Consider the following 16073-nt stretch of genomic DNA (forward strand, 5'->3'; position numbering starts at 1 on the left):
AAAACGTGCATGAGACTATGCGGGGCTCCCACGCCCGACTCAATAGTGGCAGACCAGACCTTGTGATAGGCACTCAGCCTCAGTAACGTGGCAGCACTTGTCTGGAGAGCCAAAGATGCGTGTTGCCCGTTCGATCGTCCTCGTTACCCTGCTGCCGATGTTTGCCGCCTGCCAGTTGTTCGACGGCCAGCGTGAAAGTGTGTCCCATGCCGGGCAAACGCGAATGCAGGGGCAACTGACCGCCGCCGACGGCAAACTGGTGTTCCAGCCGTGCCAGGAGCAGCGGCAACTGGTGGTCAACGACATCGGCGGCACCAGCGTCCTGCAAGAGGCCGCCACCTTGGCCGACGAGCAAGGCAAGTTGTTTGCCGATGTGCGCGGCAAGGTTTCCGGCGACCGCCTCGACCTCGGCCAGTTGTATCGCGTCGAGCGCTCGGGCACGGCCTGCGACGACCCAAATTTCAAACTGCTGATCCTGCGCGCTGCCGGCCATGGCCCGGAGTGGAACGTCAAGGTCAGCGGCAAAGGCATGGTCATCGAGCGTGAGGGCCAGGCTCCACTGGCGGTGCCGTATGTGGAAGAGCAACTGGGCGACGGCCGCTTCAATCTCAGCAGCGAAGCCAACAACCAGCGCATCGAATTGTGGGTGGCGCCACAGCGCTGCGTCGACAGCAGCACCGGCAGCGTGCAGCACATGAGCGCCGAGTTGCGCATCGACGGTCAGGTCCAGCGCGGCTGCGGCTATTTCGGCGGCGCGCGTAACGACTGATCGTTTTTCCCCCACGGATCCGCTCGCGGCGGCTTATAATCGCCGCCTTCAAACGCCCTGGCGCAGTTGTGCGCCCCGCGAATCCGGATCCCCGCCATGTTACGAATCACTGAACTCAAGCTGCCAATCGACCATCCCGAAGAAGACCTGCGCGCCGCAATCGTGCAGCGTCTGGGCATCGCCAGCGATGATCTGCTCGATTTCACCTTGTTCAAGCGCAGCTATGACGCGCGCAAAAAGTCCTCCGAACTGTGCTTCATCTACACCATCGACCTCAACGTACGCGACGAGGCCAGAGTGTTGGGCAAGTTCGCCGACGACCGTAACGTCAACGTGGCGCCGGATGTCAGCTACAAATTCGTCGGCCAGGCACCGAACGATCCCGGCCAGCGGCCGATCGTCGTCGGTTTCGGCCCGTGCGGCATCTTCGCCGGTCTGCTGCTGGCACAGATGGGCTTCAAACCGATCATTCTCGAACGCGGCACCGAAGTCCGTCAGCGCACCAAGGACACTTGGGGTCTGTGGCGTAAAAGCGTGCTCAATCCCGAGTCCAACGTACAGTTTGGCGAAGGCGGCGCGGGCACGTTCTCCGACGGCAAGCTGTACAGCCAGATCAAGGACCCGAAATTCCTCGGCCGCAAAGTCCTGCACGAGTTCGTCAAGGCCGGCGCGCCGGAAGAAATCCTCTACGTCAGCAAGCCGCACATCGGTACGTTCCGCCTGACCGGTATGGTCGAAAACATGCGCGAGCAGATCCGCGAACTGGGCGGTGAGGTGCGCTTCCAGGAGCGCGTCAGCGACGTGCTGATCGAAGACGGCCAACTTGTCGGCGTGCAACTGGCCAGCGGCGAAACCCTGCATTCCAAACACGTGGTTCTGGCCCTCGGCCACAGCGCCCGCGACACCTTCCGCATGCTCCACAGCCGTGGCGTGTTCATGGAAGCCAAGCCGTTCTCGGTGGGTTTCCGCATCGAGCACCCGCAATCGCTGATCGACCGCGCGCGCTTGGGCAAGTACGCCGGCCACCCGAAACTTGGTGCTGCCGATTACAAGCTGGTGCACCACGCCAAGAACGGGCGTTCGGTCTACAGCTTCTGCATGTGCCCGGGCGGCACCGTGGTCGCGGCGACGTCCGAGCCCAATCGCGTGGTCACCAACGGCATGAGCCAGTACTCCCGTAACGAGCGCAATGCCAACTCCGGCATCGTCGTCGGCATTACCCCGGAAGTCGATTATCCGGGCGGCCCGCTCGCCGGTATCGAGTTGCAGGAGCGCCTGGAATCCCACGCGTTCATTCTGGGCGGCAGCGACTACAAGGCTCCGGCGCAACTGGTTGGCGACTTTATCAACGACATTCCATCGACCGAGCTGGGCGAAGTCGAGCCGTCGTACAAGCCGGGCGTGGCGCTGGGCGATCTGGCCTTGGCGCTGCCCGACTTTGCCATTGAGGCGATCCGTGAAGCCTTGCCGGCGTTCGAGAAGCAGATTCGCGGTTATTCGCTGCACGACGCCGTGCTGACCGGAATCGAGACGCGCACTTCATCGCCGCTGCGCATCACCCGCAACGAGTCGCTGCAGAGCATGAACGTCAAGGGCCTGTTCCCGGCCGGTGAAGGCGCGGGCTATGCCGGCGGAATTCTCTCGGCGGGTGTCGACGGGATTCGCATTGCCGAGGCAGTGGCTCGCGATATCCTCGGCCTGGAAGCCTGATCAGCATCAGCTGACCCAACACAAAACCCTGTGGGAGCGAGCCTGCTCGCGAAAGCGGTCTGTCACTCAACGAAGTTGTTGAATGTGATTCCGCCTTCGCGAGCAGGCTCGCTCCCACAGTGGTTTCTGCGTTGAGCTTTAGATATTCGCGCGCAGTACCGAGGTCGGCAGCGCCTCCCCGCGCTCGGCACTCGCCGCCACCGCTGCAATCAAATTACCCAGTTCATAGCCCTGCGCCTTCAGCCATTGCTGATCGTAATACGTGTCGGCATAACGCTCGCCGCCATCGCACAGGATCGCCACGATCGACCCCGACTGCCCCGCCGCTTTCATCTGTTGCGCCGCCATCAGCGCACCGATCAGATTGGTCCCGCTCGACCCGCCGACATACCGCCCCAAACGCTGCGCCAGATAATGCATGGCCGCCAGCGACAGGGCGTCCGGCACCTTGACCATCGCATCGATGACCTTGGGCAGGAACGACGCTTCCACCCGAGGCCGACCAATGCCTTCGATGCGTGAACCGCAATCCAGACGCAGGCTGGCATCTCCCGTCTGGTAAAAATCGAAGAACACCGAACGCTCGGCATCGGCACACAACACGCGGGTGCAGTGCTGGCGATAACGCACGTATCGACCAAGGGTCGCTGTAGTCCCGCCAGTGCCGGGGCTGGAAATCAGCCACGTCGGCTCAGGGTGTTTTTCGTAGCGCATCTGCTGGAAGATCGACTCGGCGATGTTGTTGTTCGCTCGCCAGTCGGTGGCACGTTCGGCGTAGGTGAACTGATCGATGAAGTGACCGCCATGCTCGCGGGCCAGGCGCTCGGATTCGGCGTAGATCTGCGTCGGGTCCTGCACCAGATGGCTCTGGCCACCGTAGAAGGCAATCTGGGCAATCTTCTCTTTCGAAGTCGTCGCCGGCATTACCGCGATAAACGGCAATCCGAGCATGCGCGCGAAATACGCTTCGGAAATCGCCGTCGAGCCGCTGGATGCCTCGATCACCGGCGCGCCGGGTTTCAGCCAGCCGTTACACAGCGCGTAAAGGAACAGCGAACGGGCCAGGCGATGCTTGAGGCTGCCGGTCGGGTGGCTGGATTCGTCCTTGAAATACAACTCGATGCCGGCAAAACCGGGCAGCGGCAAAGGGATCAGGTGGGTGTCGGCGCTGCGCTGGAAGTCCGCCTCGATGATGCGGATGGCTTCGCGTGCCCACTGTCGGTTGTCGCTCATGGTTTCGGTTCTCGTTGAATCAGCCAGAAGATCGGTCTTCTGAAAAAGGTCTGCCGCAAGCTTAGGAAAAATCCCGCAGGCGGCAAAGATACAGCTGAGTCTCAATGTGTCGGGCAACTGCTAGGCTCAGTGCTGCCCGAGCCAGACAGCCTGTAACGACATATAACAAAAAAGAATATAACTTTTGTTTTAACAACTAACGGTACGGGTTAGGGTGTTTCACCTTTTTCTTGATTCGATGGAGAGCGACCTTGCCTCTGCGTAGCACTTTCACGCGTTTCTTTCAGTTGGAAGCCGCCAGCGGTCTGCTATTGATCGCCGCAGCCGTTCTCGCGCTGATCATCAACAACTCACCGCTGTCGTGGCTGTACACCGGCCTGCTCGACACCCCGGTGGTGGCGCAGATCGGCGCGTTGAAAATCGCCAAACCCCTGCTGCTGTGGATCAATGACGGCCTGATGGCGATGTTCTTCCTGCTGATCGGTCTGGAAGTCAAACGCGAAGTGCTCGACGGCCAATTGTCCAAGCCTTCGCAGATCGTCCTGCCCGGCGCAGCGGCGATCGGCGGCATGCTGGTGCCGGCGCTGATCTACTGGTTCCTCAACCGCGACAACCCCGCCGCCCTGAGCGGCTGGGCCATTCCGACCGCCACCGACATCGCCTTCGCCCTCGGCGTATTGGCCCTGCTCGGCAAACGCGTGCCGGTGTCGCTGAAACTGTTCCTGATGACCCTGGCGATCATCGATGACCTGGGCGCCATCGTCATCATCGCAATCTTCTATTCCGGCGAACTCTCGACCCTGTCCCTTGGCCTGGCGGCTGCGTGCATTGCCGCGCTGGTGGCGATGAACCGGCTCGGCGTGGTCAAGCTCGGGCCGTACATGATCATCGGCCTGATCCTCTGGGTCTGCGTGCTCAAGAGCGGTGTCCACGCGACACTGGCCGGCGTGACCCTGGCTTTCTGCATTCCCCTGCGCACGAAAAACGCCGAGTCGTCGCCGCTGCTGACCCTCGAACACGCGCTGCACCCCTGGGTCGCCTACGGCATCCTGCCGCTGTTCGCCTTCGCCAACGCTGGCCTGTCACTGAGCGGCGTCACCGTCGAAAGCTTCACCCACGACGTACCGATGGGCATCGCCATCGGCCTGCTGCTGGGCAAGACCATCGGCGTGTTCGGCCTGACCTGGCTGGCGGTCAAGATTGGCATCGCCGCCCTGCCCCAAGGCGCCAACTGGGGCCAGGTCCTCGGCGTGGCAATCCTCTGCGGCATCGGCTTCACCATGAGCCTGTTCGTCGGCTCGCTGGCCTTCGAACCGGGCGTGAGTGATTACGCCGGCATGGATCGCATGGGCATCCTCACCGGCTCGATTCTCGCGGCGGTGATTGGTTATGCGGTGACGGCGGCGGCGAGTCGCAAGAATTCACAACTGCAATGACCCCTGTGGCGAGGGAGCTTGGCCCTCGCCACAGATTCTCCGCCTGACAGTTACGCAGCGAACAATCCCCACGTCATTAGCGACCCGTCCTACAGCCACACTTTCCCCGCTTCGATAACGTCGTGCAGCCCCTTTCCGAGGGGCTGTCGATGATGAACGAAGGGACGATCAGTGGCGCGGAACAAGGACATTCCCCGGGTGCAAAACCCACCTCGCAGGGCGACGGGCATCACGTTACATGGCGGTATATGACGGCGGCAGAACTGGCCGAGCGCGAAGCCGGGCAAAACGCTTACGACGCGATGCTGGCGCGGCAGGAGGCGTTCGAGCACAGCCGTGAAGTGGCTGCGAAAAAACCTGAAGCCGTGCGTGCCGGCTGTGTATTCGCCAAGTCCTGCAAGTTGCCGGATGCGATTATCGATTACAGCAATCCTTCCGGCATGGTACCGACCGACAGCCTGAAGGATTACGGCGAGCTGATCCTGCTCGGCGCTCGCGAAGCCGACGCAAGCGGCGGCATTCCTCTCAAGAAAATCAGCGCCAACACCATCCCGGTCGGGTTCGGCAGTCTGGCCTTGGCAGGCTCGGCTTTTGAAGTGCTACCGGCGCTCGCCTCCCCTGCGGCGGCTGCGACTTTGGTGGGGCTGATTGCGCTTTTGATGCCATCCAGCCTGGGCGACAGCGCGCTCTACACCGATGAGCAACTGAGCACACTCAAACAAGCCCGAACCCGCGTGCGCCTGCGCGTCGAGCAACAGGCCGATGGCAGCCTCAAGGGTTACGGTTTCTACACCGGTAAGAACCGCGATTGGGAAATGGTCGATGTCGTGCAGTTCATTGCGCGTGGCGACCGGTTCGTTGCCGATCTGGGTGAAGGCGTCGAACTGCTCTGGACCCCGGCGGTGGATGGCTCGGACATTCTCGGCATTCCAGCACTGGAGGCCGCACCGCAGGCACCGCATATCTGGGTGTATCCACCGACGAAGGCGGCGGACGGGATACTGGTGAATCCGCTTTATACGCCGGAGTACAAAGATTTCATTCTGGTGTTTCCCACAGACTCGGGTGTAAAACCGATTTACATCGTTGTCAGCTCTGCGAAAGGCACCGCTGAAGCGGGACATACCTATCACCCCGCTCCCGAAACGTCGGATATCACAGCCTTTCCCGATTTAAGAAGAGCAAAAAAGAAAACGCCGTTCAACGGTGGGCTCCGGGATCGCTGGATCAATGCAAAAGGCCGAATAATTTATGAATGGGACTATTTACATGGCGAGCTTGAAGCCTATCGCGCAAGTGATGGCAGCCATTTAGGCTCTTACGACCACAGAACTGGTGAACAGATAGATCCACCCAAAAAAAACCGTAGTATTAAAAAATATTTATGAGGATTACATGGGACTCAAAGCCAGACTCGAATGGTACGACCGACAAACCGAACTGGGTGAGGGGGAGGAACTGTCGAAAGATTTTGGCGAGGACGGCTCATTAATGGAAGCATTAGGCCTACCGTCGAAAAGCTTCAATAACGGCGGATTTGATGTAAAAGCCGATTGGATCAAGACTCTCCAGCCCCACTTCCAGCATTCCATTCAATTTTCTTCTTACGACTATCAGGTATCGTTCGTTTACCGGGATCAATGGTAGATGGGACTGGAACTGAGATTGGAATGGTACGACACAGCAACCTTGGAGTTTCAGGGGGAAGAGTCGTCAAAAGACCTGGGTGGTGACAAGTCAGTGTTAAACGCCTTGGGGATTCCCGCCGCGGACAACATCAACAATGGCAGTTTCAACGTCGCTCAAAATTGGCTCGCCACCATTCAGCCGTATTTTCAACATCAAATCGATTTGAGAGTTCACGACTATCAAATTTCGTTTGACTACGGCTAACAGCCCCGGAAGTATTAGCTCCATGCACTTTCTTTTAATTACCGGTTTTTTCCCTGACGAAGCCCAAGACGACTCCTTGCAATTCGAGCTGGATATCACAGGCAGCGAGATGAATGAAAAAGTGGCTCAGCTCATTGAATCAAAGCCCTTGGATGAGGTGGAACCCGGCGAGCTGTTGTTGACTCAGGATCAGGTAACCGCATTGGAAAACCTGCTCAACGTCAGTTTTCCAAAGGGCCTCGAATACTTCATGGGCACCTGCGCCACATACTGAATGAGCAATTCACAAACAAAGAAAAACCCCGATCAGTCACCTGATCGGGGTTTTCTTTTACCCGGCTTCCCGCTTAGTGCGAAACGCGGCTGGTTCCGCCAACGGTGGAAATCCGCACCCGCTCGCCAACGCGGAATACTTCATTCTCCTGAACCTGCTGCACATAGGCGCGCATGCTGCCGTCGTCTTCGCGGACGGTGATTTCCACGCCCTGGGTGCGGGTCAGGCCTTCTTCGGTGGCCGAGCCAAGCAGGCCGCCGGCCACTGCGCCGATGACCGCAGCCACAATGCTGCCCTTGCCGCCGCCGATAGCGCTGCCGCCGACGCCGCCGACCACTGCGCCTGCTGCGCCGCCGATCGGGGTCTTGGTGCCTTCGATTTTTACCGGTCGCAGGGATTCGATGGTGCCCATGCGAATCGTCTGCACACGACGCGCTTCGTCACGGGAGTAGGAGTCGCCGGTGAGGCTCGATTGGCAGCCGGTCAGCAACATCGCCATCGTCGAAAAGGAAGCAACCAGCAGAACAGACTTACGCATAGCATCAACTCCAAAAGAACATGTGTTCATTAAACCCCGTGGCCTGGCGCCTGTCACGACACCATCCGGATAAAATTGGCTTCCATTCAGGCCTGGTACAGATGCCCGCGAGCGTCCACTCAAGGTAGCGTCAAATCAGCGATCCTGCGCCATCCGCGTTTATCTCGCTCGGTAGACTGCTCAGGGTGCCAGACGTTCCAGAATCCATTCGGCGCCCTGGAGGCGGTAGTTGAGGCGATCGTGCAGGCGGCTCGGACGGCCTTGCCAGAACTCGATGCGCTCAGGCAACAAGCGGTAACCGCCCCAATGTTCCGGGCAGTGCGGCTGGCTGTCGCTGAAGCGTTGCTCGGTGGCCTTGAGCAAATCTTCCAGTTCGCCACGACCGTTGATGACCCGGCTCTGCGGCGAGGCCCAGGCGCCGAGGCGGCTACCCAGCGGACGCAGCTGATAATACGCGTCGGACTCTTGCGCCGTGACCTTGACCACCCGCCCTTCGATGCGCACCTGGCGCTCCAGGGTGGGCCAGAAGAAGGTCATGGCGGCAAACGGGTTGGCCGCCAGATGCTGGCCCTTAGCGCTGTCGTAGTTGGTGAAGAAGGTGAAGCCCTGCTCGTCCAGGCCCTTGAGCAACAAAATGCGGCAATGCGGACGACCGTCGGCATCGACCGTGGCCAGGGTCATGGCATTGGCTTCCACCGGCGCCTGCTCGGTTTTCACCGCATCGGCGAACCACTGGTGAAACAGCGCAAACGGCTCGGCCGGGGCTTGCGCCTCGGTCAAACCGTCACGGGTGTAGTCGCGACGCATATCGGCCAGAGCCTGGGTCATGGCGGATTCCTTTTCGTTAGCGGATCACTTCTTGGCGGCGTCGGCTGCGGCGACTTTCTTGTCGGTCGCGGCGGCTTTGGCTGGTGCAGTTTTTTTCGCTGGAGCCTTGGCCGGGGCCTTCTTCGCAGGAGCCTTGGCGGCGGTTTTCTTGGCTGGCGCCTTTTTCGCCGCCGGCACAGCGGCTTTTTTCGCCGCAGGCGCCGGGGTAACCGGTTTGGCAACTGGCTTGACGTCTTGCGCAGCAACCATCGTCACCGGCTTCGGTGCTGGCATGTTGTATTTGCTCAGCAGCGCAACCATGGTGTTTTGCGGAGTCACCAGCAGCTCGACACGACGGTTCAAGGCGCGGCCTTCAACGCTGTCGTTGGCCGCACGCGGCGCTTCGGAACCCATGCCGCGCAGCATCAGGCGATCACGCTGCAAGCCGCTGAGGCGGAAGATCGCTGCCACCGATTGCGCACGTTCCTGGCTCAGCTTGACGTTGGCCGGTGCGGCACCGCTGGTATCACTGTGACCGAGCACCAGCACTGCGGTTTTCGGATCGGCTTCAAGTATTTTCGCCACGCGAGTGAACGGGCCAAGGGTGACCGGCAGCAGCATCGCCGGACGGTCCGGATTGAACGAGCCTTCGACCGGCGCCGTCACTACCAGCACATTGTCGCGACGTTCGAGTTGCAGATTGCTGTCCTTCACCGCTTCACGCAGACGCGGTTCGTAGTCATCCAGCCAGGCCTGAGTCACCTTCGGATCGGGCATCGGCACGGCTTTGGCGGTTGGCTGATCCTTGCCGCCGAACGGCCACCACCATTTGCCATTGGACTGCGCCTCGGCTTTGGCCACCTCGACCGGTTTGGCTTCAGGTTTAACCTCGGCTTTCAGATCAGCCTTGACCGCTTCATCGCTGGAACCGAACGGCCAGTACCACGGGTTGCTGCTCTCGGCCTTGGCCACTGGCGCAGTCGCCGCAGGTTTCAAAGGAGCCGGAGCCGGGGCCGAATCTTTGGCCGCGACTTTGTCGGAAGAACCGAACGGCCACCAACTGCCGCCATCTGCATCGTTTTTCGGAGTCTGTGCGCAACCGGTGATCGCTACACACAGGGCCAGGGCGAGGGTCTTTTTAGATGACATTGAAAATCCACAAAATGAAGTAATGAAAAATCAGAGCACTTTCGCCCGGATAAACAGCCGTTTTGAAACGAAAATCCCTTCGAGGTTCCGACCCTGGAACCTCAGTTGAAGCTTTACAGACAAGTGGCAAGCACCCGCGCCAGCTTCTGTGCGCGCGGATCCATCAAAACGTAAGGCCCCAAGGTATTTGTCACGAAACCGAAAGCCACATCGTGCTCAGGATCAGCAAAACCGATCGAGCCGCCCGCTCCCGGATGGCCGAACGCGCGTGGGCCGAGGCCGTAGGTGGCGTTGGGCACGTCCGGTTGATCGAGCATGCAGCCGAGGCCGAAACGGGTACGGGTGAGCAAGGTCTTGTCATCGCCAAGGCTGTGCTCGCGGGTCAGCTCTTCGAGCATCTCGCTCTCGAGCAGGCTGCCATCGAGCAGGCCGGCATAGAACCCGGCGAGACTGCGCGCGTTGCCGTGGCCGTTGGCCGCCGGTTGCTGCATGCGGCGCCATTCCGGCTTGTTGGTGCTGGTCAGCACTGACGGCGGATTGGTGAACGCGCGGGTAGTCATGGCCGTCGGTTCGCGCATGGTCACTTGCAGCAGGCGCTGCGCCGCAGCGTCGCCGGCGTTGCCCTTGCCACGGGCGATGTGCGCTACCCGATGAAATTCTTCGTCGGCCAGGCCCACATGGAAATCCAGGCCCAACGGTTTGGCGATCCGAGCGACGATCGATTCGCCCGGCCCACGCCCGTCAGCGCGGCGCAGCAATTCGCCGACCAGCCAACCGTAGGTGATCGCGGCATAACCGTGACCGATGCCCGGCGCCCACCATGGCGCTTCGGCCGCGAGGGCGTCGACCATGGTTTGCCAATCGTAAAGGGCTTCAGGGGCGAGCAGTTCGCGCAGCGCCGGCAAGCCGGCCTGATGGCAAAGCAATTGGCGCAGAGTGACGGATTCTTTGCCGGCAGCGGCGAATTCCGGCCAGTAGCGGGCAACCGGGGCATCGAGTTGCAACTTGCCTTCAGCCACCAGTTGCAGCGCGGTAACGGCGGTGAAGGTCTTGGTGCAGGAAAACAGGTTGGCGATGGTATCGCTGTGCCAGGCTTCGGCGCCGTCCTTGTCGGCAGTACCGGACCAGAGGTCGAGGACGGTTTCTCCACCGACCTGGATGCACAGGGCTGCGCCGCGTTCCTGGGGATCGTCGAACAGTGCGGCGAAAGCCTCGCGCACCGCTTCGAATTGAAGCTCGTAATGTCCCTGAATCTGCACCCGCAACTCCCCCGCGAAAACGCTCTACAAAGTGGTCCGCATTGTTCCAGCCCTTGAGGGATTTGGGAACAGGCGCGGGCCAGACGGTTGATCGGCAATTTGTGGCGATCCCTTCGCGAGCAGGCTCGCTCCCACAGGGGATCTCCGCTGCTGTTGATATCCAGTGTGGGAGCGAGCCTGCTCGCGAAGAACGATAACGCGGTCTGAAACCTAGTGACCATTCCCCGAATGCCCACCCGCCTGTGCAGCCTCCGCAGCTTTGCCAGCCTCGGCCTTGCGCCCGCCTTCAACTTCCGCAGCCGGGGTTTTCTGCGCCTCCTTGCCCAGTTGCTCAAGCGCCTGCAGATTGCTTTTGCGCACTGCCTCGACAAATCCCTGATACGGCAGATCGGTCACACCTACCAGACCGAAATGGCCGTTCTCGCCGTCGAGCAAACGCCCGGTCACCGGTTGGTCCAGATACTGGAACCAGTGCATGCCGACAATCGACGGTTCGCTCAGCGCCTGTTTGAGGAAGTTGGCATAGGCCGGGCCGCGATCTTCCTCCTTGGCCAGCTGCGTCACGCCGCCCCAGAAAGGACCTCGGTCGGCCGAGCCGAAGTTGAATTCGGTGATCAGCACCGGTTTGTCCAGGGCTGCCAGCGCGGCGAAGTCGTAGCCGTCCTGCGGCTTGAGCGTGTACATGTTGAAGCTCAACACATCGCAATACTGTGCGCAGGACGCCACGGCTTCAGGGGTACTGATGGCGAAACGACCGCCAAGGAGCATCTGGTTCGGCGCGTGCCATTTCAGCGAATCGGAAATGGTCTTGAAATAGGTATCGGCGAAGACCTTCTGGAAGTATTTGAAATCCGCTTCGATCTCCGGATGCTCCGGGTTCGGCAGTGGCGGCACGAAGCCAGGGTCTTCCATCAATTCCCACGCCGGCAACTCGATGCCCCAGGCCTTGGACAGTCCGGCCTGATTGCGGTACTTGTCGCGCAATTGCTTGAGAAAGGCGCGTTTGGCCGGCACGTCGGTGGTCATTTTCAACGTGCCGTAGGCCAGTGCGTAGCGAGCCTTTGGATCGTCGCCAGGGCCAGCCCAGGCCAGTTCGTTGTCGGCGTAATAACCGATCAGCCACGGATCGTCACGGTGATCGCGGGCGGCGATGGCCACGGCGCGCTCGGTGGCCATGGCGAAACGCGGATCGAACGGATCCGGCATGCCACCCCACCAATCGCTGCCGGTGCTGATGCTGGTGTAATCGCCGACGATCGACAGCGGCAAGGTGTACGGCACGCGTTCAGCATCCGCCAGCGACGGCGCGCTCCAGTTGCCCACTGTGTTGAAGCCCCAGGCTTGCAGCCGATCGAGGGTATGCCGGGTCCAGCGTTCTTCATCAATTGCGGCTGTGCACGGAGTGGTTTGCGCGCTGGACGCTTGCACCGCATCGGTCTGCGCCGCTTCGGCAATACCGGATTTTGGCTCGGCAGGCACCGCTGCGGTTTCAGCGGCCTGCACCGAACCGGCCTCAGCCGCCCCAGCCTTCGCCGCTTCGGCAATCCCGGCCTTGTTGTCGCTGTCTGCCTTGCACGGTTCGCCGTACAGGCGTTGCAGGTTGGCGCCATAGAAGTCGTACCAGCGGCCGTTGCCGTAGCCACGCCCCTGGTCGGCGCCATTGCCGCCACGGTTGTCACCCTCGCCAAAATGCGCGGCCAGCGGGTCGTCGTTCTTAGGCAACGATTCAAACATGGATTCACGGCCGGCGACGTAGGTCTGGTTGACCTGCGCGCTGACGGTGTTGACGCCCAACGAATAGAACGGGTGGCCTTCAGGAGTCACCAGATACCAGCGGCCATCGCGTTTTTCCGTGCGAAAGAAACCGCTGGCCTTGAACGCCGGGCCTTTGTTCCAGCCCCCGAATGTGTCCAGCGAAGCCTTTTCACGCTCGGCCAGCCACGTATTCAGCTGTTGCTGCTCTTTGCTGGCGGCGCTTTTCAGTTGTTCGTCGCTGCTGACTTTTTCCGGCCATTTACTACGGGTTGACTGACCGTAGGCGTCGACCAGATTGCCGTACACCGCCCGCGTCACCGATTCGCCGTCCTGCACGCCGAACCGCTCGAGCAACAGGCTCTGCGCAACTTTCGGCTGATCCATCGACAGACTCACCGAAACCACCTGGCTGCGGTCGATCTCGCCCGTGCTGCTGGCCAGCAGGATGCGTTGGCCATCGACGGTCATCGGCATCGGTGGCCCGGCTTTCATGCCCTGGCTCAGTGGCGTCGACGCCACCAGCGGCACCAGCAAGGTCTGCGCGGGGCCTGCGGGCAGATCGACGCGGCTGACCAGAGTGCGGCCATCGTTGCTCTGGATCTGCACATAGACTGTGACCGCCCAATTCATCGCACTTTGCAGACGCAGGGTCATCATGTCGGACTGCGACCAGTCCCAAGCACCAGTCTGTGGGGTCAGGCGCAAGGTCGGGCGGGCGACCGGGTTGAACGTCACCCGGCGCAGCACTTCACCTTCGGCGGTCTGTTCGGCATTGGCCTGTGGCAGGTCGGCGTTTTCCGTGGCGACCTTGACCACGTCGGCCGGGCGTACGAAGTTGAACAGCGTCTGCTGACCGGCAGGGGCCGCCAGCAACGGCGCGGCAAAGATCAAGGCGAAAACAGCGGGCAACGAACGGCGGATCATAAGAACGGAGTTCTCCCTAACGACCAGTCAAGGCCAGTGGAAAAGCGGTGGCAGAGAGATAGACAACGCGGCGGGCCAATCGGCCCACCCGTGTCTCAGGATATTTCACGACGGAAAGGAGGCAACGCATTGAGGATCGCCTTGCCGTAGCGCTGAGTGACCAGACGCCGGTCGAGCAAGGTGATGGTGCCGCGGTCTTCTTCGGTGCGCAGCAGACGGCCGCAGGCCTGAACCAGTTTCAGCGAGGCATCGGGCACGGAGATTTCCATGAACGGATTGCCACCGCGCGCCTCGATCCACTCCGATAACGCGGCCTCAACCGGATCATCGGGCACCGAGAACGGAATCTTGGCGATCACCACGTGCTCGCAGTAGGCCCCCGGCAAATCGACACCTTCGGCAAAACTGGCCAGCCCGAACAGCACGCTGGAATCACCGCCATCGACCCGCGCCTTGTGCTTGTTCAGGGTTTCCTGTTTCGACAGGTTGCCCTGAATGAACACTTGCTTGCGCCAGTCGCGGTCGAGACCGTCGAATACGTCCTGCATTTGCTTGCGCGAGGAGAACAGCACCAGTGTGCCTCGTGAACCTTCCACCAGATCGGGCAGCTCGCGAATGATCGCCGCCGTGTGGGCGGCGGCATCGCGCGGGTCGGCCTTGAGATCCGGCACGCGCAGCACGCCGGCATCGGCATGATGGAACGGGCTCGGCACTACGGCGGTGACGGCTTTTTTCGGCAGACCGGCGCGCATGCGGAAACGGTCGAAGGTGCCCAGCGCCGTCAGCGTCGCCGACGTCACCAAGCAGCCGTAAGCGACGTTCCACAAACTGCGACGCAAGGTTTCCGCCGCCAGAATCGGGCTGGCGTTGACCTCGATGTCGAACAGCGAGCCGCTTTCGGCCAGGGTCAGCCAGCGTGCCATGGGCGGGCTGTCTTCCGGGTCTTCGGCGGTGAACGCGGTCCACAATTCCCAGTTGCCGGAAGCGCGGGACAGCAGGCTGCCGAACAGCGGATACCACTCTTCGGCCTGATTGCTGGCGATACCGATGTTGACCTCGCCGTCCATGCCTTCCTTGAGCAGGTCGGTCAGGCGTTGAAACAGGTCGTTTAGGCGCGAATAGCCTTTTTTCAGCTCGATGCCCATCTCGCGCATGTCCTCGGGAATCACCCCGCCGACAAAGCGATGACGCGGGCGCTCGCGGCCTTCGACGTCTTCGCCCGGTTTGAAATCGGCGATCTGCTCGCAGGCGGTGAACATGAACTGCTGCTGCGTCTTGATCTCCCGCGCCAGCTCGGGCACCTGCTCAATCAGCTTGCCGAGATCGCCCGGCAACGGATGCTGGGCCAGCAGCTTGGTCAGGTTCTTGGCGGTGGTTTCCAGCCAGTCGGCGGTGGAACGCAGGCGCGTGTAGTGAGCGAAGTGGCCGATGGCCTTGTCCGGCAAATGGTGACCTTCGTCGAACACGTAAATGGTGTCGCGCGGGTCAGGCAACACGGCGCCGCCGCCCAGTGCCAGGTCAGCCAGGACCATGTCGTGGTTGGTAACGATCACGTCAACCTTGCCCATGCCTTCGCGAGCCTTGTAGAAAGCGCACTGGCCGAAGTTCGGGCAATGACGGTTGGTGCACTGGCTGTGATCGGTGGTCAGGCGCGCCCAGTCGGCGTCTTCCAGCGCGTTAGGCCAACTGTCGCGGTCGCCGTCCCATTTATTGCCGGCGAGCTTTTCGATCATGCTGGTGAACAGCTTCTGACTGGCCTCGTCGACTTCGATCTTGAAGCCTTCTTCTTCGAACAGCTGCGCGGTGGCGGTTTGTGCGTGGCCTTCCTGCAACAGCATGTCGAGCTTGGACAGGCACATGTAGCGACCACGGCCCTTGGCCAGGGCAAAACTGAAATTCAGCCCGCTGTTGCGCATCAGGTCGGGCAAATCCTTGTAGACAATCTGCTCTTGCAGGGCGACGGTCGCGGTGGCAATGACCAGACGCTTGCCGGCCAGTTTCGCCGTGGGGATCGCCGCCAGGCTGTAGGCCACGGTCTTGCCGGTACCGGTGCCGGCTTCCACCGCGACAATCGCGGGGTCGCCACTGCGCCGGCCCTCGTCGTCGGTGTCGATATCTCCGAGGACTTTGGCGATTTCAGCGATCATCAGGCGCTGGCCGTAACGCGGCTTGAGGCTCTTGGCCTCTAGAAAACGCGAATAGGCGCCCTGGATCGTGGTTTTGAGTTCAGTGCTGATCATTGAGTGTCGGGCGCAAAACGCTGGATAAATTTTCAGTGGTTTGATTCGGCGGCTATCATACCCCGCTAATCGATCCCGCGCAGAAC

At 61.0% G+C, this 16073-nt stretch carries 13 protein-coding genes and 1 pseudogene; 7 read left to right on the forward strand and 7 right to left on the reverse strand.

Translation table 11 applies throughout. From position 1 onward, the window contains the following. The first annotated feature begins 115 nt into the window (after positions 1 to 115). Positions 116 to 769, forward strand: coding sequence for a COG3650 family protein (locus tag ACV8MC_RS00715; protein ID WP_095180552.1), 654 nt, complete (start codon positions 116 to 118; stop codon positions 767 to 769). Between the two features lie 96 nt (positions 770 to 865). Further along, positions 866 to 2479, forward strand: a complete 1614-nt coding sequence (locus ACV8MC_RS00720; RefSeq protein WP_095180551.1) for an NAD(P)/FAD-dependent oxidoreductase — start codon at positions 866 to 868, stop codon at positions 2477 to 2479. Between the two features lie 138 nt (positions 2480 to 2617). Here the strand turns inward: ACV8MC_RS00720 and ACV8MC_RS00725 are convergent, their stop codons facing one another. Continuing rightward, positions 2618 to 3712 carry a PLP-dependent cysteine synthase family protein gene (locus ACV8MC_RS00725; RefSeq protein WP_095180550.1) on the reverse strand — a complete coding sequence of 365 codons (1095 nt, stop codon included), beginning with the start codon at positions 3710 to 3712 and terminating at the stop codon, positions 2618 to 2620. 251 nt (positions 3713 to 3963) lie between these two features. Here ACV8MC_RS00725 and nhaA point away from each other — a divergent pair, with 251 nt between their 5' ends. From nhaA to ACV8MC_RS00750, 5 genes and pseudogenes are all read left to right on the forward strand, one after another. After that, a complete protein-coding gene (gene nhaA / locus ACV8MC_RS00730; protein ID WP_041478038.1) occupies positions 3964 to 5148 on the forward strand; it encodes a Na+/H+ antiporter NhaA in 1185 nt (394 codons plus the stop codon). A gap of 171 nt (positions 5149 to 5319) precedes the next feature. Continuing rightward, positions 5320 to 6536: pseudogene (locus ACV8MC_RS00735) on the forward strand (S-type pyocin domain-containing protein). A 7-nt stretch (positions 6537 to 6543) separates the two neighbouring features. After that, entirely contained in the window at positions 6544 to 6795 is a 252-nt protein-coding gene (locus ACV8MC_RS00740; protein ID WP_252879551.1) for a colicin E3-like toxin immunity protein, read from the forward strand. Then, positions 6796 to 7041, forward strand: coding sequence for a colicin E3-like toxin immunity protein (locus ACV8MC_RS00745; RefSeq protein ID WP_457264153.1), 246 nt, complete (start codon positions 6796 to 6798; stop codon positions 7039 to 7041). A gap of 22 nt (positions 7042 to 7063) precedes the next feature. Beyond that, positions 7064 to 7315 (forward strand): pyocin S6 family toxin immunity protein, encoded by a 252-nt coding sequence (locus ACV8MC_RS00750; RefSeq protein WP_122705009.1) that lies wholly within the window; start codon positions 7064 to 7066, stop codon positions 7313 to 7315. A 73-nt stretch (positions 7316 to 7388) separates the two neighbouring features. Here the strand turns inward: ACV8MC_RS00750 and ACV8MC_RS00755 are convergent, their stop codons facing one another. The 6 genes from ACV8MC_RS00755 to dinG all read right to left on the reverse strand — a co-directional run bounded on the left by ACV8MC_RS00755 (position 7389) and on the right by dinG (position 15987). Next, entirely contained in the window at positions 7389 to 7853 is a 465-nt protein-coding gene (locus ACV8MC_RS00755; protein ID WP_016771369.1) for an outer membrane lipoprotein, read from the reverse strand. Positions 7854 to 8033: 180 nt separating this feature from the next. Next, positions 8034 to 8681 (reverse strand): pyridoxamine 5'-phosphate oxidase, encoded by a 648-nt coding sequence (pdxH, locus tag ACV8MC_RS00760; protein WP_457264156.1) that lies wholly within the window; start codon positions 8679 to 8681, stop codon positions 8034 to 8036. 24 nt (positions 8682 to 8705) lie between these two features. Next, positions 8706 to 9809 (reverse strand): OmpA family protein, encoded by a 1104-nt coding sequence (locus tag ACV8MC_RS00765; protein ID WP_041478044.1) that lies wholly within the window; start codon positions 9807 to 9809, stop codon positions 8706 to 8708. 113 nt (positions 9810 to 9922) lie between these two features. Further along, positions 9923 to 11068 (reverse strand): serine hydrolase domain-containing protein, encoded by a 1146-nt coding sequence (locus ACV8MC_RS00770; RefSeq protein ID WP_252877604.1) that lies wholly within the window; start codon positions 11066 to 11068, stop codon positions 9923 to 9925. 210 nt (positions 11069 to 11278) lie between these two features. Further along, on the reverse strand, positions 11279 to 13747 hold the full coding sequence (locus tag ACV8MC_RS00775) for a beta-galactosidase (RefSeq protein WP_457264158.1): 2469 nt from the start codon (positions 13745 to 13747) through the stop codon (positions 11279 to 11281). Positions 13748 to 13842: 95 nt separating this feature from the next. After that, positions 13843 to 15987 (reverse strand): ATP-dependent DNA helicase DinG, encoded by a 2145-nt coding sequence (gene dinG, locus ACV8MC_RS00780; protein WP_024011911.1) that lies wholly within the window; start codon positions 15985 to 15987, stop codon positions 13843 to 13845. Between the last annotated feature and the right edge of the window lie 86 nt (positions 15988 to 16073).

The organism is Pseudomonas sp. PK-RTE-24, from assembly GCF_054052265.1.